Source organism: Mesorhizobium sp. M6A.T.Ce.TU.002.03.1.1, assembly GCF_003997275.1.
GTDB classification, from domain to species: domain Bacteria; phylum Pseudomonadota; class Alphaproteobacteria; order Rhizobiales; family Rhizobiaceae; genus Mesorhizobium; species Mesorhizobium mediterraneum.
Window position 1 is genome coordinate 18573 of the sequence record NZ_RZTI01000039.1, and the last position, 25510, is coordinate 44082.

25 protein-coding genes are annotated in these 25510 nt (G+C 63.1%); 10 read left to right on the forward strand and 15 right to left on the reverse strand.

Features of this window, described 5'->3' with window-relative positions; translation table 11 throughout:
* Positions 1-108 precede the first annotated feature (108 nt).
* The 7 genes from mgrA to EOC93_RS14455 all read right to left on the reverse strand — a co-directional run bounded on the left by mgrA (position 109) and on the right by EOC93_RS14455 (position 7591).
* Positions 109-1155 (reverse strand): L-glyceraldehyde 3-phosphate reductase, encoded by a 1047-nt coding sequence (gene mgrA, locus EOC93_RS14425; RefSeq protein WP_126104862.1) that lies wholly within the window; start codon positions 1153-1155, stop codon positions 109-111.
* Positions 1156-1305: 150 nt separating this feature from the next.
* Positions 1306-2469, reverse strand: coding sequence for a Gfo/Idh/MocA family oxidoreductase (locus tag EOC93_RS14430; RefSeq protein ID WP_127204945.1), 1164 nt, complete (start codon positions 2467-2469; stop codon positions 1306-1308).
* 12 nt (positions 2470-2481) lie between these two features.
* Complete coding sequence (locus EOC93_RS14435; protein WP_127204946.1) at positions 2482-3228, reverse strand: sugar phosphate isomerase/epimerase; 747 nt, start codon at positions 3226-3228, stop codon at positions 2482-2484.
* Positions 3229-3296: 68 nt separating this feature from the next.
* Positions 3297-4394, reverse strand: a complete 1098-nt coding sequence (locus tag EOC93_RS14440; protein ID WP_127204947.1) for an ABC transporter ATP-binding protein — start codon at positions 4392-4394, stop codon at positions 3297-3299.
* 23 nt (positions 4395-4417) lie between these two features.
* Positions 4418-5353, reverse strand: a complete 936-nt coding sequence (locus EOC93_RS14445; protein ID WP_127204948.1) for a carbohydrate ABC transporter permease — start codon at positions 5351-5353, stop codon at positions 4418-4420.
* Entirely contained in the window at positions 5346-6239 is an 894-nt protein-coding gene (locus EOC93_RS14450) for a sugar ABC transporter permease (RefSeq protein ID WP_127204949.1), read from the reverse strand. The genes EOC93_RS14445 and EOC93_RS14450 overlap by 8 nt, the downstream gene beginning before the upstream one ends.
* Before the next feature lie 113 nt (positions 6240-6352).
* Complete coding sequence (locus EOC93_RS14455; RefSeq protein WP_127204950.1) at positions 6353-7591, reverse strand: ABC transporter substrate-binding protein; 1239 nt, start codon at positions 7589-7591, stop codon at positions 6353-6355.
* Positions 7592-8010: 419 nt separating this feature from the next.
* On the opposite strand from EOC93_RS14455, the gene EOC93_RS14460 reads away from it, so the two are divergent.
* Positions 8011-9060 (forward strand): LacI family transcriptional regulator, encoded by a 1050-nt coding sequence (locus EOC93_RS14460; protein ID WP_095488321.1) that lies wholly within the window; start codon positions 8011-8013, stop codon positions 9058-9060.
* A 237-nt stretch (positions 9061-9297) separates the two neighbouring features.
* On the opposite strand, the gene EOC93_RS35375 is transcribed toward EOC93_RS14460, so the two are convergent.
* Positions 9298-9423, reverse strand: a complete 126-nt coding sequence (locus EOC93_RS35375; RefSeq protein WP_280953389.1) for a hypothetical protein — start codon at positions 9421-9423, stop codon at positions 9298-9300.
* A gap of 130 nt (positions 9424-9553) precedes the next feature.
* Between EOC93_RS35375 and EOC93_RS14465 the strand changes: the two genes are divergently transcribed.
* From EOC93_RS14465 to EOC93_RS14475, 3 genes are all read left to right on the forward strand, one after another.
* Positions 9554-10372: an oxidoreductase gene (locus EOC93_RS14465; RefSeq protein ID WP_126104855.1), complete on the forward strand. Its 819-nt coding sequence runs from the start codon at positions 9554-9556 to the stop codon at positions 10370-10372.
* 79 nt (positions 10373-10451) lie between these two features.
* Complete coding sequence (locus tag EOC93_RS14470) at positions 10452-11042, forward strand: TetR/AcrR family transcriptional regulator (RefSeq protein ID WP_127204951.1); 591 nt, start codon at positions 10452-10454, stop codon at positions 11040-11042.
* 65 nt (positions 11043-11107) lie between these two features.
* On the forward strand, positions 11108-12016 hold the full coding sequence (locus EOC93_RS14475) for an alpha/beta hydrolase (protein WP_126104853.1): 909 nt from the start codon (positions 11108-11110) through the stop codon (positions 12014-12016).
* Positions 12017-12217: 201 nt separating this feature from the next.
* Here EOC93_RS14475 and EOC93_RS14480 read toward each other — a convergent pair whose 3' ends face one another.
* The 7 genes from EOC93_RS14480 to EOC93_RS14510 form a co-directional block, all read right to left on the reverse strand.
* Positions 12218-12448 (reverse strand): hypothetical protein, encoded by a 231-nt coding sequence (locus EOC93_RS14480; RefSeq protein ID WP_095488311.1) that lies wholly within the window; start codon positions 12446-12448, stop codon positions 12218-12220.
* 187 nt (positions 12449-12635) lie between these two features.
* A complete protein-coding gene (gndA, locus tag EOC93_RS14485) occupies positions 12636-14063 on the reverse strand; it encodes an NADP-dependent phosphogluconate dehydrogenase (protein WP_127204952.1) in 1428 nt (475 codons plus the stop codon).
* Between the two features lie 155 nt (positions 14064-14218).
* Positions 14219-15856, reverse strand: coding sequence for a copper resistance CopC/CopD family protein (locus EOC93_RS14490; RefSeq protein WP_127204953.1), 1638 nt, complete (start codon positions 15854-15856; stop codon positions 14219-14221).
* Positions 15857-15912: 56 nt separating this feature from the next.
* Complete coding sequence (locus tag EOC93_RS14495; protein WP_127204954.1) at positions 15913-16431, reverse strand: YcnI family protein; 519 nt, start codon at positions 16429-16431, stop codon at positions 15913-15915.
* A 41-nt stretch (positions 16432-16472) separates the two neighbouring features.
* Positions 16473-17012: a copper chaperone PCu(A)C gene (locus EOC93_RS14500; protein ID WP_127204955.1), complete on the reverse strand. Its 540-nt coding sequence runs from the start codon at positions 17010-17012 to the stop codon at positions 16473-16475.
* A 104-nt stretch (positions 17013-17116) separates the two neighbouring features.
* A complete protein-coding gene (locus EOC93_RS14505; protein ID WP_127204956.1) occupies positions 17117-17473 on the reverse strand; it encodes a DUF2946 family protein in 357 nt (118 codons plus the stop codon).
* Between the two features lie 119 nt (positions 17474-17592).
* Positions 17593-18495 carry a GntR family transcriptional regulator gene (locus EOC93_RS14510; RefSeq protein WP_127204957.1) on the reverse strand — a complete coding sequence of 301 codons (903 nt, stop codon included), beginning with the start codon at positions 18493-18495 and terminating at the stop codon, positions 17593-17595.
* Between the two features lie 271 nt (positions 18496-18766).
* Here EOC93_RS14510 and EOC93_RS14515 point away from each other — a divergent pair, with 271 nt between their 5' ends.
* The 6 genes from EOC93_RS14515 to EOC93_RS14540 form a co-directional block, all read left to right on the forward strand.
* Positions 18767-20272, forward strand: coding sequence for an altronate dehydratase family protein (locus EOC93_RS14515; protein WP_127204958.1), 1506 nt, complete (start codon positions 18767-18769; stop codon positions 20270-20272).
* 62 nt (positions 20273-20334) lie between these two features.
* Positions 20335-21333: an aldo/keto reductase gene (locus EOC93_RS14520; protein WP_127204959.1), complete on the forward strand. Its 999-nt coding sequence runs from the start codon at positions 20335-20337 to the stop codon at positions 21331-21333.
* Between the two features lie 346 nt (positions 21334-21679).
* A complete protein-coding gene (locus EOC93_RS14525) occupies positions 21680-22675 on the forward strand; it encodes an ABC transporter substrate-binding protein (protein ID WP_095488293.1) in 996 nt (331 codons plus the stop codon).
* Positions 22676-22767: 92 nt separating this feature from the next.
* Positions 22768-24321, forward strand: coding sequence for a sugar ABC transporter ATP-binding protein (locus EOC93_RS14530; RefSeq protein ID WP_095488292.1), 1554 nt, complete (start codon positions 22768-22770; stop codon positions 24319-24321).
* Positions 24318-25283, forward strand: coding sequence for an ABC transporter permease (locus EOC93_RS14535; RefSeq protein ID WP_095488290.1), 966 nt, complete (start codon positions 24318-24320; stop codon positions 25281-25283). The genes EOC93_RS14530 and EOC93_RS14535 overlap by 4 nt, the downstream gene beginning before the upstream one ends.
* 68 nt (positions 25284-25351) lie before the next feature.
* Positions 25352-25510: alcohol dehydrogenase catalytic domain-containing protein (locus EOC93_RS14540; protein WP_164759136.1), on the forward strand; the 159-nt coding region annotated here is incomplete at its 3' end.

Genomic DNA, 25510 nt, shown 5'->3' on the forward strand with positions numbered 1-25510 from the left:
CAAACTTGGGGGGGCCCAATAAAAAAAAACCGGGGGGAGCATTTCCCGCCGTACCTGTTCGGCTATGCGTTGCCAATCACTTCCGTAGTGGATCACTTCCGTGGTGGATCATTTGCGTGGCGGACCCTGGCGCTCGGCGGAGGCGGCCCACAGATTGATGTCGGCTTCGCGTGCGTAGATGTCGATTTCGGCGAGCTCGGCATCGCTGAAGTCGAGCACCTTCAGCGCGCCGACGCAGTCCTCGACCTGCTCCGGCCGGCTGGCGCCGATCAGCGCCGAGGTCACCCGGCCCTTGCGCAGCACCCAGGCCAGCGCCATCTGCGCCAGCGTCTGCCCGCGTCGGCCGGCAATCGCGTTCAGCGCCTTGATGTTGGCGATGGTCTTGTCGTTGATGAAGGCCGCCTTCAGCGACTTGCCCTGGCTGGCGCGGCTGCCCTGCGGGATACCGCCGAGATATTTGTCGGTCAGCATGCCTTGCGCCAGCGGCGTGAACACGATCGAGCCGACGCCGAGCCCCTCCAGCGTATCGAGCAGACCGTCGTCCTCGACCCAGCGATTGAGCATCGAATAGCTCGGCTGATGGATGACGCAAGGCGTGCCGAGCTGCTTCAATATGTCGGCGGCCTCGCGCGTGCGCTGCGAATTGTAGGAGGAGATGCCGGCATAAAGCGCCTTGCCCGAGCGCACCGCGTGATCGAGCGCACCCATCGTTTCTTCCAGCGGAGTATCGGGGTCGAAGCGGTGCGAATAGAAGATGTCGACATAGTCGAGCCCCATCCGCTTCAGGCTCTGGTCGAGGCTGGCCAGCACATATTTGCGCCCGCCCCATTCGCCGTAGGGTCCGGCCCACATCTCATAGCCGGCCTTGGTCGAGATGATCAGCTCGTCGCGATAGGAGGAGAAATCCGTCCGCAGGATTTCGCCAAAAGCCGTCTCCGCCGAACCGGGCGGCGGGCCGTAATTATTGGCGAGGTCAAAATGCGTGATGCCGAGATCGAAGGCTTTGCGCGCGATCGCCTGCTTGGTCCGATGCGGCGTGTCGTTTCCGAAATTGTGCCAGAGCCCGAGCGAGATCGCCGGCAATTTCAGGCCGGATCGCCCGCAGCGATTGTAGATCATTTTCTCGTAGCGGTTTTCGGCGGGCACATAGGGCATGGGAGATCCTCAAATCAAAAGCGAGCCCGGCAGTTGCCACCGCGAAAAAGGGTGAGTCGGCTCTGCCCCTCACCCTTAGCCTCTCCCCGTTTCTATGGGGAGAGGGGTCGACGGTAAACAGCACGTGTCGCAATCACTGAAGCGCTTACCCTATTTCTTCTTCGCCAAGAGCCCTTTCTTCTTTGCCAAGAGCCCTTCCGCATCCTTGACGCCCAGTGCCGCAGGCCGTTCGCAGGTGGTCTGCATGGCAACGAACTTTCCGCTCGCGCCCGACCGCAACATGCCGGTCATCACATCGACGGCATGCAGCGCCAGTTCCATCGAGCATCGATGCGGCCGGCCTTCCGCAATCGCCAGTGCCATGTCGGCGAGACCGGCGGTGCGGTAGTTGGCCATCATGCCATGCGAATGCATCTGGTTGGGCACGCCGAACGGATGCTTCCATTTCGGCAGCTTCTTGACCGGCTTGGCGGCGTCGGTGACGCGAACGTCGCCGCCGAAGAAATTCGGATCCGGCAAGAACACCGTGCCCAACTCGCCGTAGAGCTCCATCGGCGCATGGCCATGGCTCCACACGTCCCAGCTGGTGTTGAGCGTCACCACGGCGCCATTCTCGAACTCCATCACGCCGTGGATCGTCGTCGGCGTTGCGACCAGGATTTTTTCGCCGGCGCGAGGCTTGGACGAGATCGTGCGCTCTGTCTTCGGGATCGAAGCGAAGGCTGCCACCTGCTTCACCGGCCCGATCAGCTGGATCAAATTGGTGATGTAATAGGGTCCGATATCGAGCACCGGACCAGCGCCAGGCTGGAAGAAGAAGTCCGGATTGGGGTGCCAATGCTCCATCCCATGGCTCATCACATGGCATGTGCCGCTGGTGATCTTGCCGAGCTTGCCAGTGTCGATCAGGTTGCGGACAAGCTGATGCGCGCCGCCGAGGAAAGTGTCGGGCGCAGAGCCGATGCGCAGTCCATCTCTCTCCGCCAGCTTCTTCAGGTCGAGCCCTTCCTTGACCGACAGCACGAACGGCTTTTCCGAATAGACGTGCTTGCCGGCATCGAGGATCTGTTTCGACACCTCATAGTGCACCGCCGGAACGGTGAGGTTGACGATGATGTCGATATCGTCAGCCTTGAGCAGCCCTTCGACTGTGTCGGCGCGCAGCTTAAACTCCTTCGCCCGCGCCTTGGCCGCATCCATGTTGATATCCGCGCAGGCGCGCATCTCGATGCCGCGAAACAGCGGCGCAAACGAGAAATACGCCTTCGAAATGTTGCCGCAGCCGATGACGCCGATCCCAAGTTTTTTTGCCATGCTGGTTTGCTCCTAATAGGTCTTGGCGGCTGCGATCGAGCGGCGGGCGAAGCGCGCGATGTCGTTGGGGTTGTCCTGTTCCATGACGTAGTATTTGGCGGCGCTCTTGGCGCGTAGCGCCTTGATCAGACCAGCCCAGTCGATCGTGCCGTGGCCGACATCCGACCAGCCGTCCTCATCGAGTCCCTCGCCGGGCTTGGCAATGTCCTTGACATGGACGGCGGCGATGCGTTTGCCATACTTCTCGATCCAGGGCAGCGGATCGTCGCCGCCGCGCACCACCCAGGCCACGTCCATCTCCCAGCCGATGTCGGGCGCTGCCGCCAGGATATGGTCCTGCGGCACCGAGCCGTCGGCAAGCTTCTTGAACTCGAAATCATGGTTGTGCCAGGCAAAGCCGTAGCCGGCTTTCTCAGCCGTCTCGCCGACCTTGGCCAGGCGTGCTCCGAAGCCGCGCCAGCCTTCCGTGTCGGTCGGCCTGCTCTCGGCGACCAAATAGGGGCAGATCAGCAGTGTGATGCCGAGCGCATCGGCGATTTTGCGCACGCCGTCGAAATCCTTCTCGAGCGCATCCATCGAGAAATGGCCGGTCGGCATGGTGAGGCCGTTCTTGTCGAGTTCGGCACGAAATGCCTTGGGGTCGTCATAGACGCCGCCGAACCCCTCGACTTGCGCGTAGCCGAGCTCGCCGAGCATCTGGAGCACCCCTTCCCAAGGTTGGAAATTGCGGGCGCTGTAAAGTTGGAATGACCAATTCATCGTCTCTGTCCGTTCTCTGGGGATGGATGTGTTTGAGGTGAAATTCTTGGGATTGAGGTTCTGGAGAGTTAAAGGCGGGTGCCGGTTGCGGCGTCGAACAGCGAAGCGCGCGTCGGATCAAAACCGATGCTCACGGTGTCGGCGTTGTTTGGCGTGCGCTCAGATGTCACCCGCACCGTGAAATTCTGATTTCCGAGCTTCAGCCAGACCAGCGTGTCGGAACCCATGGGCTCGACGACCACGACATTTGACATGGCTGTGAACGGCCATCCAGCGCCGCTGTTGAACGCGACATGCTCGGGCCGGATACCGAACACGGCCGCCCCCGGCACGGGCTCCTTTTCGAAAGCGTAGGTGGCAAGCGGGATCCGCACATCCTCGGCGGCGAAATACCAGTTGCCCTCGTCCTTCTCCAGCCTGCCGTCGAGGAAATTCATCGCCGGCGAGCCGAGGAAGCCGGCGACGAAACGGTTGACCGGGCGATTGTAGATCGTCTGCGGTGCATCGAGCTGCTGGATAACGCCGCCCTTCATCACCGCGATGCGGTCGGCCAGCGTCATCGCCTCGATCTGGTCGTGGGTGACGTAGATCATGGTGTTCTGCAGCTTGCTGTGCAGCAGTTTGATTTCGACACGCAGCTCCGCCCGCAGCTTGGCGTCGAGATTGGAAAGCGGCTCATCGAAGAGGAAGACGTCGACGTCGCGCACCAGCGCCCGCCCGATGGCGACACGCTGGCGCTGCCCCCCCGAAAGCGCCGACGGCTTGCGTTGCAGTAGTGGCTCGATCTGCAGGATTTCGGCGGCCCGCGCGATCCGCTTGGCGATCTCGTCCTTGGCGATGCCGGCGACGCGCAGCCCGAAGGACAGGTTCTTCTCAACCGTCATCTGCGGATAGAGCGCGTAGGACTGGAACACCATGCCGATGCCACGGTCCTTGGGTTCCTCCCAGGTGACGTTCTTGCCCTTGATGAAGATGCGGCCGTCCGAAACGTCGAGCAGGCCGGCGATGCAGTTGAGCAAGGTCGACTTGCCGCAGCCGGACGGCCCGAGCAGCACGATGAACTCGCCTTCGGCGACATCGATGTTGAGCGTCTCCAGCACCGACACCGCGCCGAAATTCAGCGACAGGTCCTGGATCGAGACACTGGGATTCCGGATTGAACCCATGGGATTTTCCATTCTTGTCATCATCATCCTTTCACCGCGCCGGCGGCGATGCCACGCACGAAGAGCTTGCCGGAAATGAAGTAGACGACGAGCGGTACAAGGCCGGTCAGGATGGTGGCGGCCATGTTGACGTTGTATTCCTTCACGCCTTGCACCGAGTTGACGATGTTGTTGAGCTGCACCGTCATCGGATAGGTGTCGGGGCGGGTGTAGACGACACCGAACAGGAAGTCGTTCCAGATGCCGGTCACCTGCAGGATGATAGCGACGACGAAGATCGGCAGCGACATCGGCAGCATGATACGGAAATAGATGCCCCAGAAGCCGGCGCCGTCGACGCGCGCCGCCCGGAACAGTTCCTCCGGCATGGAAGAAAAATAGTTGCGGAACAACAATGTCAGGATCGGCATGCCGAAGATGGAATGGACGATCACCAGGCCGCTTAGGCTGCCGTAGAGGCCGACTTCGCGCAGGATGATGACGATCGGATAGATCATCACCTGATAGGGGATGAAGGCGCCGACGATCAGGATCACGAAGAAAGTGTCGGCCCCCTTGAAGCGCCAGTTCGCAAGCGCGTATCCGTTCACGGAAGCGATCGCGATCGACAGGATGACCGACGGAACGGTGATGCGCACCGAATTCCAGAAGCCGCGCGAGAGCCCGTCGCAGTTGAGGCCGGTGCAGGCGCTGGACCAGGCCTTCACCCAAGGCTCAAAGGTGATCTCGAGCGGCGGTGAGAAGATGTTGCCGAGGCGGATCTCCGGCATGCCCTTGAGCGACGTCACCACCATCACATAGAGCGGCAGGAGATAGTACAGCGCCACCACGATGAGCGTGCCATAGAGGAAGATGTTGCGGCGCGAGAACACATGCCGCGGCTTCGGCCCTCGCGGCCCGGATGCCTCAAGCCCGATAGAGCCCGTGCCGGCAGGCAGGGAAACGGCATGGTCAGACACGCTTCTTGCCTCCGAATTCGAGATAGGCCCACGGCACGATGACGACCACCACCGACAGCAGCATCATGGTCGAGGCGGCGAAGCCCTGGCCCAGGTTCTGGGCGAAGAACATGTAGTCATAGACATATTTGGCCGGCACTTCGGAGGCGATGCCGGGACCGCCGCTGGTCTGGGCGACAACCAGGTCATAGACCTTGACAATACCGGCAGCGATGATGACCAGCGCGGTGATGAAGACCGGGCGCATCATCGGGATGATGATGAAGAGATACGTCTTCAAGGTGGGTATCCCATCCACCCGCGCGGCCTTCCAGATATCCTCGTCGATGCCGCGCAGGCCTGCCAGCATCAGGCACATGATGAGCCCGGTGCCTTGCCAGAGCGCGGCGATCAATATGCCGTAGATGACGATGTCGGAATTGTAGAGCGGATCGAAGTTGAAGCTCTCCCAGCCGAGGCCGCGCACCACCCCCTGGATTCCGAACTCCGGATTGAGCAGCCATTGCCAGACAAGACCGGTGACGATGAACGAGAGCGCGAAGGGATAGAGGAAGATGGTGCGGAACGTGTCCTCGAAACGGATCTTCTGGTCGAGCAGCGCCGCCAGCAGGAAGCCGATTACGAGAGAGAACACCAGCGACAGCACGCCGTAGACCAGGAGGTTCTCAATGGAGACCAGCCAACGCGGCGTCGACCACAGCCGATAATACTGGTCGAGCCCGACGAAGTTCAGCCGCGGCAGCAGCTTCGAATTAGTGAAGGAATAGAGCACCGTCCACGCGCTGCCGCCGACGAAGATCACCAGTGCGGTGAGGACCATCGGAATAGAGGCAACCTTGGCGTTAAGGTTGCGGAAGAGTTGATTGGGGCGTTCGCTCTTGCTCATCTGCACAGCCGGGCTGGATCGGGTAAAGGCGGGAGGGTCAAGGCCGAAGGTTAGGGCCTTGACCCTGAGCTCCCGGCCCCGCGGCGGGCCGGGAGCGAGCGGTTCGTCGATCGTCAGTCCGCTGAGGCGACGATGTCGGCGAAGCGCTTTTGCGCCTCTTCCACGGTCATGTCCGGCTTGGCGAAGAACTCCGAGAAAAGGTCCTCCTTCTGCTTTTGGGTGTCCTGCGTCAGCAGCTGGTCGGTCCAGGGCATGACGCTGCCCTTGGCCAGGATGTCGAGCCCTTTCTTCATGCAGTCGTTCGCCGCCTGGAGGTCGATATCGCCGCGCACCGGCAGCGAACCCTTCTTGAGGTTGAAGGCGACCTGCGTCTTGGGGTCGAGCAGCGTTTCGGCCAGCGCTTCCTGCGCCTTGGACTTTTCAGCGTCTTGCAGCAGCGGGAAGTAGAAGGCGTCACCGCCGGTGGCGATGACCTCGTTCAGGCCAAGGCCGGGAAGACACGTATAGTCCTTGCCGGCGGTCTGGCCGGCTACCTGGAATTCGCCCTGCGCCCAGTCGCCCATGATCTGGCCGCCGGCCTTGCCGGCAATGACGAGATTTGTGGCCTGGTTCCAGTCCTGCACATTGGTGTTCTTCGCCATCTTGCGGGCATCGTCGGCGGCCTTGAACACCTTGGCGACCCCGGGCCCGGCAGCGAATTCCGCGTCCTTGTCGCGATAGACCTTCAAGAAAGTATCCGTGCCGCCGACCGCCGTAAGCAGCACGTCGAAGGTCCCGGAGGATTGCCAGGGCTGCCCGCCGACTGCGAGCGGTATGATGCCTGCTTTTTCCAGTGCAGGGGCGGCTGCGACATACTCGTTCCAATTCTTCGGCACCGGCACACCGGCCTTTTCGAAGGCAGCGTTCGACAGCCACAGCCACTGCCAGGAGTGAATATTGACCGGCACGCAATAGATCTTGCCGTCGAGGGTACAGCCGTCGAGCAGGCTCTTGGGCTGCACGATTTCCCTCCACTTGTCCCTGGTGGCGAGATCGGTCAAGTCGCGCATCAGACCGGCCTGCACCAATTCTTCCGCTTGCCGGCCGTGGTTGAACTGGGTGGCGCCCATCGGATCGCCGCCAGTGATACGGCTGATCATGATCGGCCGTGCCGTGCCGCCGGAACCGGCGATAGCGCCGTCGACCCAATGATTACCTGTCGCGTCGAACGCCTTGGCGAATTCGGCGACCGCCGCCGCTTCGCCGCCCGAAGTCCACCAATGGGTGACTTCCAGATCCGTCGCTGCCGCCGGGCCGGCGAATTGCAGCGCGGTTGTCACCGCCAACGCAGCGGTCATGACTTGGTATCGCATTTCGGCTCCTCCCAGAATCTGAAACGTTACAGATTTTCGATACGGCAATTGCGTTGGGCGTGCAACCCCCGAAATAGGAGCGGCCCGACATTTTTTCGAGCCGCGAACAAATCCGCATGCCAATTGCCGGCCGTTGCGTCGCAGCAAGACAGGTTGCACTGCAAAAAATGATGCTGCACGCATGAAATTCGGCCAAATTCTGTTCCCGCTGGCAAGCCCTTGCCAACGTCCAACGACTTTGCCTCGAATGAAACGTCGCGCGTGCAGAGAACCTGCCCCGAACCGCTGCGCGATGGCAAGTGACAATCTGTAACGTTTCAGTGTATAGGATGTTCACCAGGCGGAGAGTCGCTGGCGAGCCGCAATCCGCCGATTGCCGGCCTGCACGGCAACTGCTATGCGCCTGACGGGCGGGGTGAATGGACAGACATCGAACGGAAAAGGACGACGAGGCGTCGGGACAGGGCCGGCCGACGCTGAAGACGCTTGCCTTCATGACCGGGCTGGGCGTCACCACCGTGTCGCGGGCGCTGAAGGACGCGCCCGAAATCGGCGCCGAGACCAGGCGGCGCGTCCAGCTCGTCGCCAAGCAGATCGGCTACCGCCCCAACCGTGCAGGCGTGCGCCTGCGGACCGGCAAGACCAACGTCATCAGTCTGGTGCTCAACACCGAGCACGAGATCATGAGCTTTGTCTCGGACATCATCTACGGCGTCTCGGAAGTCATCGCCGACACGCCCTATCACCTGATCGTCACGCCGTATTCACGCTCGCAGGATCCCCTGGACCCGATACGCTATCTGGTGGAAACCGGCTCTGCCGACGGCGTCATCATTTCGCGAACCCAGCCGAATGACCCCAGGGCCCGTTACCTGCTGGAGCGTGGCATCCCCTTTGCCACGCACGGCCGCACCGATATGGGGTTGATCCACCCCTATCATGATTTCGACAACTACGCGTTCGCGACCGAGGCTGTGCGCCACCTGGCCGGCATCGGCCGCCGCAGGCTGGCTCTGCTGGCACCACCAGTCGAGCTGACCTATCACCGCCATGCGCTGAACGGCTTTACCGATGCGCTGAGCGAGGTCGGCGCCAGCGAGATCCCGTTCAACACCGTTTCGATCGACCACTCGATCGAGCAGATCAGGATGAGGACCGCGCAGCTAATGCGTCGCGACGTCAGGCCGGATGGCTTCGTCAGCAGCGCCGCCGCCGCGACACTCGCCATCGTCGCCGGCATCGAGGACGCCGGCCTCAAGCTCGGCCGGGACGTCGACGTGGTGTCCAAGCAGTCGTCGGACCTGCTGCATCTGTTCCGCAGGGAATTGCTGGTCGTCAACGAGGACTTCCGGCTGGCCGGCGCCGAGCTGGCCCGTTCCGTGCTGGGCTGGATCGGCGGCGCCGCACCTGGCTCACTGCAGAGCCTGAGCGTGCCGACCGAAGTCCTGGCCTATCGCCGTCCCGACTAGAGCGGGATACGTTCAAATTGAACTGGGCATCCGGCTCCATCTATTTGCCTTAGCCGCATTTCTGCGACGCCAGTGATTCCACTTGCCTGCAAAAAACACGCTGCTGACTGGCAGCCTTGGGGCCGAAAGCGCCTGTCTGCTTTTTGGCGTCGAAACGCGGATAGCGGTCACTCCGACGGGACCACCGTTCGGATGGCACACGCACCGGATTGCAAATCAGCTGCAACATCAATGATTTCAACAGAGGCTGCGGCCATCGACGATCAGCCTCGCCAGATAGCCCTCCAGGATCTCGACCACGGTCGCTGGATCGCAGATGCAATCCACGTCGGCCACGAAGGCCGGCTCATGCGAGACCGGCATACCTTCGCCCGTCCGGCCCGCTGTGGTCCTCGTCTCGCCCTCCATGAAAGTACGAACATAATTTAATCCTTGCTTTGCGACTACCAAACGGCTATTGTCGTACGAACGTAATTCAAAACTTCAGGAGCTCATGATGACAACAACTCCGCAGGTTGCGCTCGTAACAGGCGCCACCTCAGGCATCGGCAAGGCCACAGCGATCGCCTTGGCCGCCGCAGGTTTCCAGGTGATCGGAACCGGCCGCAACACCGCGCAACTCACCGCGCCCGCCGGGGTGACCTACCTCGACCTCGACGTGACCAGCGACGAATCGGTCGCCTCAGCGGTCAAGCAGGTGATCGATCGGCTCGGCCACATCGACGTCCTGGTCAACAACGCCGGCGTTGGCACAACCGGCGCAGCCGAGGAGTTCTCGATTACCCAGACGCAGGACATCTTCGACATTAACGTCTACGGCATCATGCGGACGACCAAGGCGGTCCTGCCGCACATGCGCGTCCAAGGCCGCGGACGCATCATCAATGTCTCCTCCCTCAGCGGATTCGTCCCCAGCCCGTTCATGGCCCTCTACGTCTCGACCAAGCACGCGGTCGAAGGCTACTCCCAATCGCTGGACCACGAGGTTCGCGATTACGGCGTCCGGGTCCTGCTCGTCGAGCCCGGCCCGATCAACACTCCGTTCGCAGGCCACAGCGTGGAGGCCGACACCCCCATGCCGCTCTACGCGGCGGGACGGCGCAACTACGACGAGCTGCTGGAGAAGAACCTCAGCAGCGGCGACGACCCCGCCGTCGTCGCCAAGGTGATCGTCGCGGCGGCCACCGACCGGAACCCAAAACTACGGCGCACGGCCGGTACGACCGCCCGGATCATCAACGCGGTGCACCGCGTCGCCCCGGCCCGGATCTTCGACCGCGTCATCCGCAGATTCAACCGGATGCCGAGCTGATCGCTGCTTAGATCCACTGACAACTGACCAGGACATAGCGGTATCCGGAGCGCGAAACCCGGTTGAGATGGAGGAACGCATGGTGCGTTACACGAAAGAACACAAGCAGGAGACAAGGCAGCGGATCATTGCGACGGCCGGTCGACGGCTCAAGCGGGACGGTATCGACGGCTCCGGAGTCGCGACGCTGATGAAGGACGCGGACCTGACCAACGGCGCCTTCTACGCCCACTTCGAATCCAAGGACAGCCTCGTCGCGGAGGCGGTCACCGACCAACTGCACACACTGCACGCGAACATCGTCGAGCTGGCGGAGCCCGGCCTGGCCGGCCTCGAACAGATCGTGCGCTGGTACCTGTCGGCCCACCACCGGGACAACCCCGGCGACGGCTGCCCCAACGCCGCCCTGCTCGACGAGATCGGGCGCAGCGCGGACGCAATCAGGCAGGCGTACACCGACGGCGTGCTGGTCGTCATCGACGGCCTCGCTGCCCGCATGGCACCCGAAGATCCGCCCTCGGCCCGCGTGAAGGCGCTCAGCCTCCTCGGCCTGATGGCCGGGACGCTACAACTCTGCCGCGCCCTGACCGACCGACAACTCTCCGACGACCTCCTCGAGCAGGGCCTCCGCAACGCCCTGGCCCTGGTGGACGCCGAGCTCCGACCATGACCCTCATTTCTGTGACAAGCCCCGGCACACCCGGCGACGTCGCCCTCCATCAGACAGGAACCACGATGACCGAGCAACCCTTCAACCCACAACTGCGAGCCGCGCGGTTCCTTCCCCGCACCATCATCACCGCCGGAACGCTTCCCGCGCTCCGTGTCCTCACCAAGCTCACCGGGATCACCCGGCGGCCGGACGCGCAGGTCGTATCCGTGGACGCCAACGTGTCGGTACACGTCTTTCGCCCGGCTTCGGCCCGGCCTCGGACTCCTGCACTGTTGTGGATCCACGGCGGCGGAATGGTGCTCGGCGACGCGGCGCAGGACAGCGCCTTCTGCCGCCTGATCGCCGATCAGCTCAACATCGTCGTCGTCTCGGTGGAGTACCGGCTCGCGCCCGAGCACCCGTTCCCGGCGCCGCTGGAAGACTGCTACACCGCGCTGCAATGGCTCGCCGGCCAACCCGACATCGACCCCGCACGCATCGCCATCGGCGGCGCCAGCGCCGGCGGCGGTCTGGCCGCCGCGTTGGCGCTGCTGGCGAAGGAACGCGGCGAGATCCGTCCGGTCCTGCAACTGCTGTCCTACCCAATGCTGGATGACCGGACCACCACCCGCATCGACATCGACCCGCGGCGGCTCCGCCTCTGGAGCCCGGCCAGCAACCGGTTCGGCTGGCGCTCCTACCTCGGCCCAGCCACCGCGGACGGCAACGTGCCCCCGCTAGCCGCGCCGGCCCGCTATGACGACCTCTCCGGCCTGCCGCCCGCATGGATCGGCGTCGGCACCAACGACCTGTTCCACGACGAGGACGTCACCTACGCCCGGCGACTGCAGCAGGCCGGCGTCGCCAGCACCCTGCACGTAGTGCCCGGCGCCTACCACAACTTCGACGCCATCGAAGCGAAAGCCGCCATCTCCCAGGCCTTCGTCAAGGCCCAGACGACGGCACTGGACGAAGCACTCAACAGCGGCTGAACGGAACTCCGATGACCGCGCCCAAGGCCGGCCATGCCTGCACCACGCCGCATGTCGGCAGGTCACCGGCAGCTTTCACGGCAGCCTCAAGGCGACCCAACCGGCCGAAATGTAGCGCAGTCCCGACGTCCAGATGGCGAACCGCCGGACCGGCCCGAGAACTCCCAACGGCGCGCTTGAGATCACCCGCGCGCGGCTCTACTAGTCCGAAAACCTCACGCTCACGCCGCGCTGCCGAAAATAGGCCTGCATCAACTTGCGCCCCGAGCGGTTGTTCTGCGCCAACTTGGTCGGATCGAACACCGCCTGTTTTATCCCTTCTCGTGTCAGCGCCGCTTTAAGCGTCGCGATATGTGCGTCGATGTCGGCATTGTCCGCCCGGAGGGAGGCATAGATACTTTCGGTCGCCTGGGCCACGGTCGGTTCGCTCACAGGTGTCGTCCTTTGGTTGGTTGAGCGGCGGCTTACCACAGATTCGCGGCTCCGCCGATACCGATGAGACGGTCAATCGTCTCTACCGGCATAGCAGGTTCCTGGCGCGACCCGACACCCAGTTGGTCGCTGGAGATGTCTGCTTTCTGGCAACCGCAAAATTGGACTCTAGGTCCAAGTCGCGGCGCTAACCCGCTGCTCCGCTGCCCCACGGGCCATGGAACGCGCCCGGCCCGTCGATGCGCTCGAAGCCATGCGCGCCGAAGAAATCGCGTTGCGCCTGGATCAGGTTCGAGGTGCCGCGGCCCTGGCGGTAGCTGTCGAAATAGGCCAGCGCCGACGACAGCGCCGGCACCGGCGAGCCAGCCTCCGACGCTCTTGCCACGATGCGCCGCAGCGACGGATGCGCCTCCTGCATCATCGCAATGAAGGCCGGCGCCATCAACAGATTGGTCGAAGCGCCACCGGCGCCAAGGGCTTCTGCCATCGTGTCCAGCATTTGCGAACGGATGATGCAGCCGGCCCGCCAGATCTTGGCGATGGTCGGCATTGGCAGGTTCCAGTTGAACTCCTTCGAGGCGCCGCTCATCACCGCGAAGCCCTGCGCGTAGGCCGCGATCTTGCCGGCGAACAGCGCCAGTTCGAGATCCCCGAGAAGAGCAGCCTTGTCGCCGGCAATCTTGGTCACGCCGCCATTGCCATAGGCCTTTTCGGCGGCCAGGCGCTCGTCCTTGATCGACGACAAGACGCGCGCCGCCACCGCCGCCTCGATCGCCGTGGCCGGAATGCCGAGCTGTTGCGCCTCGATGACCGACCATTTTCCGGTGCCCTTCTGGCCGGCGCGGTCGAGGATGATGTCGACCATCGGCTTGCCGGTCTTCGGATCGTCGGCGGCCAGCACCTTGGCGGTGATCTCGATCAGATAGGAGTTGAGCCGGCCCTTGTTCCAGCCGGCAAACACCTGTGCGATCTCCTTCGGCCCCATGCCCAAGCCGTCGCGCAAAATGCCGTAGATCTCGGCGATCATTTGCATGTCGGCATATTCGATGCCGTTGTGGATGGTCTTGACGAAATGCCCGGCGCCATCGGTGCCAAGCCATGCAGCGCAGGGCTCGTCCCTGAACTTGGCCGAAATGGCGGTCAGCACCTTTTCGACGCGCTTCCAGGACTCTTCCGTGCCGCCGACCATGATCGACGGTCCATGGCGCGCGCCCTCTTCGCCGCCGGACACGCCCATGCCGATGAAGGTGAGACCCGAATCGGAAAGCTCGGAGAAGCGTCGCATCGTGTCACGGAAATTGGCGTTTCCGGCATCGATGACGATGTCGTTGGCCGACAGCACGCCGCGCAGCGCCGCGATCTGCTCGTCGACCGGCTTGCCGGCCAGCACCATGATGATGATCGGACGCGGCGGCCGGATGGCGGCAGCGAGCTCCTCCAGGCTGTAGCAGGGCACGACCATGTTCTTCAGCGCGCCGGCATTCTCGACAAAGGCGTCGGTGCGCGCGGCGGTGCGGTTGAAGACGGCTATGCGGTGCCCCTTCTCGGCGATGTTGAGCGCCAGGTTGGAGCCCATCGTGCCAAGGCCGATCAGGCCGATTTCGGCTTTTTCCATCGTTTCTTCCCTGCTTTCGGATCTTTGTTGAGGCCGCGATTTGTAGCGATGCCCGTTCTTCTTGGGATGCCATTCTTGTCGAAAATGAATGACGGGCCTTCAAGCCTGCGTCAACCGCCTCGCCGAAATGTGTTGCGCAGACTGCCGGCTGGTCCTCATCGCCCGATATCGATCGAGGCCTCTAGCTTCACGATCTCGAAATCCGAGACGAGAATATCGAGCCGCGCCGTCCATCGGCCGGGGACCGGGACGACGAGATCGTCGACACGCCAGGTGCCACCGCCGCGCTTTGTCGCCGCGCGTTTGATCGGCTCGATGCCGGCATCGGGTTTTGACAGCACCAACGTCACTTGCTCAGCATCGAGCGGACCGAAATCGCCGGTCATGATGACGATAGACGCCGCAACCGGCCCAACTTGGCCGGGCGTGATGCTGAGGTCGGCCATCGCCTTCGGTGTGTGGATATGGATCGATGCCGGCTGCGCAGCTGCGATCGCCAGGGCGCGTGGCGGCGGCGTGAAGCGCCAGCCGGCGGCAACGCCGAAGATCGCCAGAATGATCAGCATTTCAACGCCGATGGAGCGGACCAGCCTCCTCTGCACTTCCGTCTCCCCCGCTTCGGCCGGAGCGGTCAGCTTCCAGCGGTTGGTCGCGGCGAGCGTGAACAGGAAGAACAGCAGCGCCAGCTTGACCAGCAGCAACTGGCCATAGGCGGTCTCAAGCAAAGCCGCGGGCGCCTGCACCTGGATGATGGCCAGCACGATGCCGGTGGCAGCAAGCATGGCCACGACAGGCAGGATCGCTTGGGAAAACCGGCGCAGGAAAGGCGTGGCCTCGACCGGCTTCCGCCTCATGGCGAGACCGAGCGGCGTCAGCGCCCCGGCCCAGAAGGCAATGCCGGCACCGTGCAGAAACACCATCGGCCTTGTCAGCCATTGCGGTTCGGCGGCACTTGCGTGCCCACTGGCGGCGAGAGCGGCACCGACACCGGCCAAGCCGGCAAGGGCAGACAGTTTTGCACCGCCGCGCGGCCCGACCAGCGACAGCAGGCCAAGCCCGAGCGCCACCAGCGCGACCAGCACCGTCCAGCCGAAGCTGGTGCCGAGCCCGGCCTGCCAGACGCCCGGCTGCGCCAGCCGGGCGAGCGGTGCGCCGAGCGCGTCCAGTCCCTGCAAGCCGACCGACAAGGGTGCCGCGACAAGGCCGCACAGGATTGCGGCGATGACGAAGCGCTGGCCGGAACGCCCGCCCTTCGCCAGCCAGGCGATGGCAAAGGCGCCGCCGACGCCGAGAAAGAGGCCGACATAGAGAAAGACCTTGCCGATCCAGATCGCCGACCCCAGACCCCGGTCGACAGCTTCGGAGACGGCCGGCGCAGCACTCGGCGCGCCAATGGAAAACAGCACCGAGCCGCCGACCGGATGGCCATCGGCGGAAATCACCCGCCAGCTCAGCACATGCGTGCCGGATCCAAGCGTCTGCGGATTGTCGATCTCGACCGTCTGGCCATTGAGCCGAAAGGATGTCAGCGGAACCGACGTCCCGTCAGGCCGCACCAGGGTCAGCACCAGCGGCGAGACCGGCTCGCTGAAAGTCAGCGAGAACTGCGCTGGGCTCTGTGCCAGCACGGTGCCGTCGGCCGGGTCGGCTGTGACCAGCGCTGCGTGGGCAAAAGCCTGATTTGGCGCGATAATGACGGCGAGCAGCACGATCGCGGCCAGCAGGCCAATGGCAAGCCAACCGGCGCGCTTGCCGAACCTGCAGGTCGTCCACCGAAAAGATGCCAGGCTCATGTCAATGTCACAAAGGCGGCGGCGCGCTCTTTCGAACAAAGCGCGCCGCCAAAAAATCATTTCTTCGGCGAAAGCTTGAGGCCGGGCGCCGGATATTCCAGCGCATCCTCATCCTGGCCGGCCGCCGGAATCTCGATCCAGCGTTCGGCAACGCCGTCGCATTCCTGCACCACCGGGAAGTAGAGCGTTTGGCCGGCCGGCAGGTCCGCCGCCAATGTCCCGCGGAAGACGAATTCGTCGTAGAATTCGTCCGGCAGGCTGCCGCCGCTCCAGTCGACTTCCTTGACGCCGTTGCTCACCTCTTGACCATGGAGCTGATAGGATTTCTCGTATCTGCCTTTCTTGACCTGCAGCGTCCAGCCCGGCTTCGGCATCGGCTTCACCGAAATCACCCCTTCCGGGATCTGCACGCGCACGGCGGTCGTCGCCTTGCCGTCGCAGCCGTGTGGCACGCGCAGGACGGCCTTGTAGGTCGAACCGACCGCCGCTTCCTGCGTTTCGAGTGTGACGTGGGCAAAGGCCGCGCTTGTCCCCAAGACGAGAAACGCGCCGGCCGACAAAAGATACCTGTTCATGATGGTTCCCTCAAATTTCGAATTGTCCGGATCTGGCCGGGTCAGTTGGCGTGATTGTCCATACCGCCCGTTTCACCGATGCCTTCCACAGCGAAGTCGACGGTGACGGCGCCGGCCTTCTCGAAGGTCAGCGTGGCTGGAAAAGTCTCGCCTTGCTTTGGTTGCCGTTTCAGCCCGACGAACATCAGATGATAGCCGCCGGGTGCCAGCGCGACTTTACCGCCGGCTGGAATTTCAAGGCCGCCGGTGACCGGCCGCATGGTCATGACGCCATCGCTCACGCCCATTTCATGCAGTTCGGCCTTGGCCGAAATTTCCGAGGAAATCGACAGCAGCCGGTCCGGCGAACTGCCGGTGTTGGTGACGGTGAAATAGCCGCCAGCCACTTTGGCGCCGGGCGGTGTGGCGCGCGACCAGGGATGCCCGATCTCGAGGTCCCCAACCCTGAACTCATGCGCGAAAACGGCCTGGGCGCTGACGAACAGGAGGGCGAGGACGAACACGGTGATGCCGAGCCGCTCCTCGAAGCTGTGCAGGAAGAGGCTGTTGCGGCCGAACCGCGCGCGGAAAGAATGAGACATGATAGCTCCAAGAACTGAGAAATCGCGCCGTCGGCCGGTCGCGAACAGTTTCGATGTTGAATGAATGCGCTTGCGAAGGCTTTCGCAAGGCGATCTGGAACGGATCAGGCCGACGCCGGCGGCGCGCGCGGATTCGACGGCGAGCGGTCGCGGCTGAAATCGAGGTGCCGGAACGCCGGCAGCACAAACGCGACGGTTTCGACGGGAAAATTGCCGGGCACCATCCCGGCAGCGGGCGGCGGCACGTAAGTAGCCGAGGCCACACCGCAGCCAAGCATGCAGCAGGCCGGCATGTGCTGCTGGTGCGGATCGCCGCCCGGAAGCTGGGCGGCGCCCTCCTGAGTGCAGATGACATTGCCGAAAGCGTCGAGTTGCGAAGCATCCGGTCCGGTGCCGAAGGCGAATGCGCCGACTACCGACTGGAGCACGAGCAAATAGGCCGCGGCGAACGCGGCCGGCATGCTCCATCGTCTCCGCCGGATATTCAAAGACCTGCCTCTCCACGCAGCAACGGCCAGATATCTAGCACGGGCTCAGCAGGTGGAAAATCGCCAAATCATTGCTGCGGCAACGCGGCGCTTTAAGCCCGGTGCGGCTGCTGGCCTTCCGGTATCGATTTCAGCAGCGTATTGCGCGCCGACTTCAGATGCTTGCGGCAGGCGGCGTCGACCTTGCCGAGATCGCGCGATTTGAGCGCCGCGATATAGGCCAGATGCTCCGTGACGGCCACCTCGTTGCGCTCGCGCTCCTGCGCCTTGTTCCATTGGTAGTGGTAGTGGAAAATCATGGCGATGACGTCGTAGAAATCGACGATGAAGCGGTTGTGCGATGCGCGGTGGATCAGCCGGTGAAAGCGCTCGTCGAGCTCCGAGAATTCATTGAAACGCGTGGCGATCTCGCGTGCCAGCAGGCGATGCTCGTCTTCCAGGAGGTCGAGGTCGGCCCAGACCGGACTGTCTTCGGGCAGGGCGGCAAAGGCGGCGGCCGAGCGCAGTTCGAACATCTCGCGGATTTCGGTCAATTCCAGCGCGAAAGCGCGGGTAAAACCTTTCAGCACCCAATGGCTGTTGCGGCGTTTCTCGATCAGCCCGAAGCGGGAAAAGCGGATCAGGAACTCGCGCACGCTGGTGGTGCCGACGCCGATCTCGCGCGCCAGCTCGAGCTCGTTGATCTGCATGCCGGGCTCGGCGCCGCCGGCAAGCAGCCGCCGCATGAAAGAGCGCTCGATGATCTGCGACAGCGTGTCGGTCTCTTCCTCGGGGAAAAAATCGTCCGGTCGCGGCACGCGCAAAACGGTCTTGCTACGCTTGTTCCAGGCGATCAGCCCCGTCTCTTCCATGCGCGCAAGGATGGTGCGGATCGTCGTGCGGCTGACGCCGAGCAGCGTGCCCAGTTCGGGCTCCGACGGCAGACTTTTCGTTTCATCGAGCAGCCGCAGACCGCGATTGTAGGCGTCCTTGTAGACGTTGTTGCTCTTTGACATCCCCTGCCTCATTGCGCCAGCGCTTGCGGCGGCCGGCTTGAAGCGCAATATGGACAACGTTGCTAGCGCAGGCCCCCAAGAAGCGGAATCGCTTTTCGGACGTCAGCCCAGGTTCCAGTGTCCGGCCCTTCTGCACATCCATTAAGAACGCACGACGCTTTCGCGAAAAAACAATTGACGCAAAACTGTTTTTTCACGATAAAAGACATTATCTTTTAACAGGCGCGTGTCAATCCGCTCGCACATCCCAGGAACACCCAGGAAACTGCCCGTGAACGCCGCAAACAGCATTCTTCTGTCTCCCGCTGACAATGTCGCGGTCGCCAATGGCCGCATTGAGATCGGCGCGGTGCTGCCGGGCGGCGCCGTTGCCACAGCGTTGATCGAACCCGGGCACAAGGTTGCGATCAAGCCGATCGCCGCTGGCGAGGCCGTGGTCAAATACGCTCAGGCGATCGGCCGCGCCACTGAAGCCATCGCGCCCGGCGAGCATGTTCATTCGCACAATCTGGTCTTCGAGTCCGGGCGTTTGCCGGTGGTGCCGCCGAGCGAAGCCGTGCACGCGACCGAGGCCGATCGCACCCGCACCTTCATGGGCTATCGTCGCGCCGACGGCCGTGCCGGCACGCGCAACTTCATCGGCATTCTCGCCAGCGTCAATTGCTCGGCCACCGTTTGCCACGCCATCGCCGATGAGGCGAACCGCACACTGCTGCCCAGATATCCGGGGATCGACGGCTTTGTTCCTATCGTTCACGGCCAGGGCTGCGGCATGAGCGCCACCGGCGACGGCATGATGGTGCTGCACCGCACGCTTGCCGGCTATGCCCGCCATCCGAATTTCGGCGGCGTGCTGATGGTCGGGCTCGGCTGCGAGGTCAATCAGCTCACCCTCTATGGCCAGAAGGGTGTCGCCGCCGGAAAACGCCATTTCAACATCCAGGAAGCCGGTGGCTCGCGCAAATCTGTCGAGAAGGCGATGCTGGTGCTGGCCGAGATCGCCGAGGAGGTCGGCAAACTTGAGCGTGAGCCGATCCCGGTCAGCGAGATCGTCGTCGGCCTGCAATGCGGCGGCTCGGACGGCATGTCCGGCATCACCGCCAATCCGGCGCTGGGCGCCGCGGTCGACATCCTGGCGGGCGTCGGCGGCATCGGCATCCTCTCCGAGACCACGGAAATCTACGGCGCCGAGCATCTGCTCGCCTATCGCGCGGCGACCCCGGAGATCGCAGCCAAGCTGGACGGCTATGTGAAGTGGTGGGAAGACCATGTCGCCAAGCATGGCGCCTCCATCGACAACAATCCCTCGCCCGGCAACAAGCGCGGCGGCCTGACCACCATTTTGGAGAAGTCGCTTGGCGCGGTCGCCAAGGGCGGCCAGACGCCGCTCAACGGCGTCTTCGGCTATGCCGAGAAGGTCACCGGGCACGGGCTGGTGTTCATGGACACGCCCGGCTACGACCCGGTTTCGGCCACCGGCCAGGTGGCGGGCGGCGCCAACGTCATCGTCTTCACCACCGGCCGCGGTTCCTGCTTCGGCTGCCGGCCGACGCCATCGATCAAGGTCGCCACCAATTCGACCATGTATCATCAGATGGAAGAGGACATGGACGTGAATTGCGGCGTCATCGCCTCGGGCGAAAAGACCATTGCCGGCATGGGCCGCGAGATCTTCGAACTGATCGTCGAGACGGCTTCCGGCCGCAAGACCAAGAGCGAGGAGTTCGGCTACGGCGACAATGAGTTCGTGCCCTGGCACCTCGGGGCGACCCTCTAGACCAGCCACTAACTGACTTACGACATAGACGGGCCAGGCAAATGGCCGGTGGGAGGCTTTGCATGAAGAAACGCCGTGTCGGCAGCACCGCGCTGGAAATAACCGAGGTCAGCTTCGGCGGCGCGGCGGTCGGCGGCCTCTACCGAGCTTGCCCGCGCGAGGCGGCGATGCAGACGCTGCAGGTCGCCTGGGATACCGGCTTGCGCTATTTCGATACGGCGCCTTTCTATGGCTTCGGCCTCTCGGAACGCCGCTTCGGCGATTTTCTGCGCGACAAGCCGCGGGACTCCTACGTGCTGTCGACCAAGGTTGGGCGCCTGTTCCGGCCGGTGCCGGAAGACCAGGTTCCGGACCATTCCTATGTCGATCCGCTGCCCTTTGCGCTCGACTACGACTATTCCTACGACGGCATCATGCGCTCGGTCGAGTTCAGCTATGCGCGGCTTGGCCTCAATCGAATCGACATCCTGTTCGTCCACGACATCGGCGTCTACACGCATGGCGTCGAGAAAACGAAGCTGCATTTCCGCCAGTTGATGGATGGCGGGCTGAAGGCGCTGGAAGAGCTGAAGTCGTCCAAGGTCATTTCCGCCTACGGCCTTGGCGTCAACGAGGTGCAGATCTGTCTCGATGTGCTGCGCCAGGCGCCGCTCGACTGCATCCTGCTTGCCAGCCGCTATTCGCTGCTCGACCGCACCGCCGAAGCCGAATTGCTGCCGCTTTGCCGGCAACGGCAAACCTCGCTGATCATCGGTGGCGTCTTCAATTCCGGCATCTTGGCGACCGGCCCGGTGCCGGGTGCGCATTTCGACTACCTGCCGGCCACCCAGACCATTCTCGACCGCGTCGGCGCCATGGAAAAAATCGCCGCCGAGGGCGGCTATCCGCTTGCCGCGGCGGCGTTCCAGTTTCCGCTGCATGAGCCTGTGGTAGCTTCTGTGCTGACGGGCACCGCCAAACCGGCCAATCTGGCGCGAAATCTCCAACTGCTCGACATCCCGGTGCCCGAAACAGAGTTCGCCAAATATGATCCCTACACAGTCGTACAGAAACTTGGCTGATGCGCTGCGGCCTTCGCCATTCGCCGGTTAAACGGCGGACGGTGCGATCAGGAGGCGTCACAATCGTACGCCTCAAAAAAGAATGAATATTCCATATTGACTGGTTGGTGGAATTAATATTCCATACCTTTCGAAGAGGATCTGTAGGGTTGGAAATGAGGATCGGCAAGGAGGGCCCTTCCGGTCTAGCCATCTGGAGACCGATACGAAACACCGCTTGCGCCGGCCCATCCTATGCACTATCAAAATGCGGTAAATGTTTTTTATTGATAAAGTTCCGTTTGGGCAGCGCCTATCCAAACCGAGCTTCCGCAACGTTCACCGGGCGACTTAGGGAGGAAACCTAATGAAATTCGTGACCAGCATTCTCAACCGCCGCGCATTCGTGGCGCTCGCTGCCGCCTCGATGCTTGCCGGCGTGATGCATTCGGCGCCGGCTTCGGCGGCGGACGTGACCATTCCGATCATCGTCAAGGACACCACCTCTTTCTACTGGCAGATCGTTCTGGCCGGCGCCCGCAAGGCCGGCAAGGACCTCGGCGTCAACGTGCCGGAACTCGGTGCCCAGGCGGAGACCGATGTCAACGGCCAGATCTCGATCCTTGAAAACGCCGTCGCCGGCAACCCGGCCGCCGTCGTCATCGCACCGACCGAAGCCAAGGCGCTCGGCAAGCCGATCGATGAGGCTGCCAGCAAGGTCAAAATCATCGGCATCGACTCCGGCGCCGATTCCAAGGCCTTCACCTCGTTCCTGACCACCGACAACATCCAGGGCGGCCGCGTCGCCGCCGACGGCCTGGCGGCAGCCATCGGCGAGGCCAATGGCGGCAAAGTCGAGGGCGACGTCGCCCTGATCACCGCGCTTCCGGGTGCCGGGTCGCTCGAACAGCGCGCCCAGGGCTTCAAGGAGCAGCTTGCCGCCAAATATCCGGGCCTCAAGCTCGTCGCCGACAAATATGCCGACGGCCAGGCCACGACCGGCCTCAACATCGCGACCGACCTGATCACCGCCAATCCGAACCTCAAGGGCATCTTCGCCTCCAACCTGATCATGGCGCAGGGCGTCGGTCAGGCGATCGCCGAGAACAGCCTGGCCGGCAAGGTCGGGCTCGTCGGCTTCGACAGCGACGAGAAGCTGATCAAGTTCCTCAACGACGGCGTCATTTCGGCTCTCGTCGTCCAGGATCCGTACCGGATGGGCTATGACGGCATCAAGACGGCGCTCGCCGCCTCGAAGGGCGAGAAGGTCGAGGCCAATGTCGACACCGGCGCCAACCTGGTCACCAAGGCCAATATGAAGGATCCGAAGATCGACGCGCTGCTCAATCCGAAACTCGACTGAGCATCGGCGTAGGTGCATTGTTTCCGGGGCCTTTCTGCCCCGGAAACACTCCAACCAAGTGCCAATCGTGAGGCCAATCTGGGAGGATTGTCATGACGTCGACGGCGCAGGAACTGCATCCGGCCCTAACGCTGGAGCCGGGCAGGACGATCCTCGAACTCAAGGGACTGGAAAAGCGATATCCTGGCACGCACGCGCTGAAGCCGGTTAACCTCGCCTTCAAGGCCAGCGAAATCCACGCCATTGTCGGCGAGAACGGTGCCGGCAAATCCACCCTGATCAAGCTGCTGACCGGTGTCATGCCGCGCACCTCCGGCGACGTCATCTGGGAGGGCAAGCCGGCAGCGCTGGCGACGCCGCATGAGGCGATGGCGCTCGGCATCAATGCCGTGCATCAGGAGGTCGTTCTGTGCCGCCATCTCACTGTCGCGGCCAACATGTTCCTTGGCGAGGAGGATTCCCGCTTCGGCATCCTGCAGCAGCGGGCCATGGTCAGGGAAGCGCAGAAGATCATCGACGATCTCGGCTTCGATCTGCCGGCGCATGTCGTGCTGGGTGACCTGACCATAGGCCAGCAGCAGCTGATCGCCGCCGCCCGCGCCACCGTGCGCGGCACCAAGTTCCTGATCTTCGACGAACCGACTGCCTATCTCACCCGGAAGGAAGCCGATCAGCTGTTCACGCTGATCCGCCGGCTAAAGGGCGAAGGCGTCACCATCATCTACATCAGCCACCGCATGGAAGAGGTGTTCGAGCTCGCCGACCGCGTCTCGGTGCTGCGCGACGGCACGCTTGTCGGCACCAGGAACATCGCCGAGACCAACGACGCCGAGCTGGTCAAGATGATGATCAACCGCTCGATCGAGCAAGTCTATCACAAGGAGCATTTTACCCCGGGCGCGACGCTCCTCGAAGCCAGGAATCTCTCCGGCAAGGGCTTCGAAAATGTCTCGATGACGGTCCGGGCCGGCGAAATCGTCGGGCTCTACGGCCTGATCGGTGCCGGGCGCAGCGAGTTCGTCACCACGCTCTACGGCCGTCATCGCAAGTCGGCCGGCCAGATCCTCTGGGAGGGCAAGGAGGTTCAGGTCAACTCCGAGCATGACGCTATCAGGCTTGGCATGGCGCTGGCGCCGGAAAGCCGCCGTGACCAGGGCCTCTGCCTCAACCTGCCGGTCGGCCTCAATCTCAATCTGCCGATCTACAAGCGCATCTCCAGCAATCTGCTGATCTCCAGCGCACAGGAGAAGACCGAGGCGGATCGCCAGATCGCCAATCTCAGGATCAAGACGCCGACGCGCAACGCGCTCGCCTCCAGCCTGTCCGGCGGCAACCAGCAGAAGATCGTCATCGGCAGATGGCTGGCGCACGGCGCCAAGCTGTTCATCTTCGACGAGCCGACAGTTGGCGTCGATGTCGGCACCAAGGCGGAGATCTACCGTCTGTTCGGCGAACTGTTGTCCAAGGGCGCCGGCATCATCCTGATCTCGTCCTATCTGCCCGAGGTCTATGAACTGGCCGACACGCTGCATGTATTCCGGCGCGGCAAGCTGGTGGCCACGCATGGTTTCCGCACCGCCAATCATGAGGACATTCTCAATCAGGCGCTCGCCGAGAAACAAGAAAAACCGGGAGGACAGATATGAGCACCGAGGCGATCCCGGCCGAAAGGCCGAAACGCAACTACAACGCGCTGTTCGGGCTGACGCTGCTGGCGCTGCTGGTTCTTTTGTGGATCATCCTATCGGTGGCGACGCCGAGCTTCGCCTCCGCCAACAATATCTCGAACCTGCTGCGGCAGGGCTCGATGATAGCCATCCTGGCGGTCGGCCAGACCTTCGTCATCATCACCGGAGGCATCGACCTTTCCGTCGGCGCCGTGGTCGGCTTCGCCACCGTCATCGTAGCGATGCTGATCAACGCCGGGGTGCCGGTCTTCCTCGCCATCCTGGTCACCTTGCTGGTCGGTGTCGCCATCGGCATGTTCCACGGCTTCGGCATCGTCAGGATGGGCCTGCCGCCCTTCATCATCACGCTGGCGACGCTGACATCCTTGCGCGGCATCGGCCTCTTGATGACCAACGGCAACTCGATCTCGATCAACAACGACGCCTTCCAGTTGTTTTCGCGCAGCTCGTTTCTCGGCGTCCCCAATCTGTTCTGGATGGTGATCCTGGTCGGCATCCCGGCCTATATCTTCCTGCATCACAGCCGCTGGGGCCGGTATCTGTTCTCGGTCGGCTCCAACGCCGAGGCCTCGCGTCTGTCCGGCGTCAATGTCCAGCGCACCATCTACATGGCCTATACGCTCTCAGGCCTCTGCGCGGCTTTCGTCGGCGTGCTGCTCGCGTCGCGCATCGGCATCGGCAATCCGACGCAGGCCGAGGGCTGGGAATTGCAGGCGATCGCCTCGTCGGTGATCGGCGGCACTTCGCTGTTCGGCGCCGTCGGATCGGTGCATGGACCGCTGCTCGGCGCCTTCATCCTAGCCACCATCAACAACGGCGCCAATCTGCTCAACGTCAACGCCTTCTGGCAACGCATCATCACCGGGGTGCTGATCATCGTCATCGTCTATTTCGACGGCCTGCGCCGCCGCGGCAAGTAGACCATATTAACAACCGCCGGCCCGGCTCTAGCGGGGACGGCGGTTCCATGAACAGACTGGATTGAAGCATGAAAGCCGTCGTCTGCCGGTCGCCCGGCGAGCTTGTTCTGGAAGACCGTCCGGCGCCGAGCACGCCACCGCCGGGCTGGGCGCTGGTCGCGGTCAGTCATGTCGGCATCTGCGGCACCGACTATCACATCTTCGAGGGCAAGCAACCGTTCCTGGCC

What these genes read in the sequence shown, in the direction of transcription:
- EOC93_RS14455 (WP_127204950.1), bottom strand. Translation starts at nt 7,591, where the DNA reads ATGCGATACCAAGTCATGACCGCTGCGTTGGCGGTGACAACCGCGCTG.
- EOC93_RS14475 (WP_126104853.1), top strand. Translation starts at nt 11,108, where the DNA reads ATGACCGAGCAACCCTTCAACCCACAACTGCGAGCCGCGCGGTTCCTT.
- EOC93_RS14490 (WP_127204953.1), bottom strand. Translation starts at nt 15,856, where the DNA reads ATGAGCCTGGCATCTTTTCGGTGGACGACCTGCAGGTTCGGCAAGCGC.
- EOC93_RS35375 (WP_280953389.1), bottom strand. Translation starts at nt 9,423, where the DNA reads ATGCCGGTCTCGCATGAGCCGGCCTTCGTGGCCGACGTGGATTGCATC.
- gndA (WP_127204952.1), bottom strand. Translation starts at nt 14,063, where the DNA reads ATGGAAAAAGCCGAAATCGGCCTGATCGGCCTTGGCACGATGGGCTCC.
- EOC93_RS14495 (WP_127204954.1), bottom strand. Translation starts at nt 16,431, where the DNA reads ATGAACAGGTATCTTTTGTCGGCCGGCGCGTTTCTCGTCTTGGGGACA.
- EOC93_RS14430 (WP_127204945.1), bottom strand. Translation starts at nt 2,469, where the DNA reads ATGGCAAAAAAACTTGGGATCGGCGTCATCGGCTGCGGCAACATTTCG.
- mgrA (WP_126104862.1), bottom strand. Translation starts at nt 1,155, where the DNA reads ATGCCCTATGTGCCCGCCGAAAACCGCTACGAGAAAATGATCTACAAT.
- EOC93_RS14465 (WP_126104855.1), top strand. Translation starts at nt 9,554, where the DNA reads ATGATGACAACAACTCCGCAGGTTGCGCTCGTAACAGGCGCCACCTCA.
- EOC93_RS14525 (WP_095488293.1), top strand. Translation starts at nt 21,680, where the DNA reads ATGAAATTCGTGACCAGCATTCTCAACCGCCGCGCATTCGTGGCGCTC.
- EOC93_RS14435 (WP_127204946.1), bottom strand. Translation starts at nt 3,228, where the DNA reads ATGAATTGGTCATTCCAACTTTACAGCGCCCGCAATTTCCAACCTTGG.
- EOC93_RS14460 (WP_095488321.1), top strand. Translation starts at nt 8,011, where the DNA reads ATGGACAGACATCGAACGGAAAAGGACGACGAGGCGTCGGGACAGGGC.
- EOC93_RS14530 (WP_095488292.1), top strand. Translation starts at nt 22,768, where the DNA reads ATGACGTCGACGGCGCAGGAACTGCATCCGGCCCTAACGCTGGAGCCG.
- EOC93_RS14440 (WP_127204947.1), bottom strand. Translation starts at nt 4,394, where the DNA reads ATGGGTTCAATCCGGAATCCCAGTGTCTCGATCCAGGACCTGTCGCTG.
- EOC93_RS14505 (WP_127204956.1), bottom strand. Translation starts at nt 17,473, where the DNA reads ATGCCGGCCGCGTTCGCCGCGGCCTATTTGCTCGTGCTCCAGTCGGTA.
- EOC93_RS14510 (WP_127204957.1), bottom strand. Translation starts at nt 18,495, where the DNA reads ATGTCAAAGAGCAACAACGTCTACAAGGACGCCTACAATCGCGGTCTG.
- EOC93_RS14500 (WP_127204955.1), bottom strand. Translation starts at nt 17,012, where the DNA reads ATGTCTCATTCTTTCCGCGCGCGGTTCGGCCGCAACAGCCTCTTCCTG.
- EOC93_RS14535 (WP_095488290.1), top strand. Translation starts at nt 24,318, where the DNA reads ATGAGCACCGAGGCGATCCCGGCCGAAAGGCCGAAACGCAACTACAAC.
- EOC93_RS14520 (WP_127204959.1), top strand. Translation starts at nt 20,335, where the DNA reads ATGAAGAAACGCCGTGTCGGCAGCACCGCGCTGGAAATAACCGAGGTC.
- EOC93_RS14470 (WP_127204951.1), top strand. Translation starts at nt 10,452, where the DNA reads ATGGTGCGTTACACGAAAGAACACAAGCAGGAGACAAGGCAGCGGATC.
- EOC93_RS14450 (WP_127204949.1), bottom strand. Translation starts at nt 6,239, where the DNA reads ATGAGCAAGAGCGAACGCCCCAATCAACTCTTCCGCAACCTTAACGCC.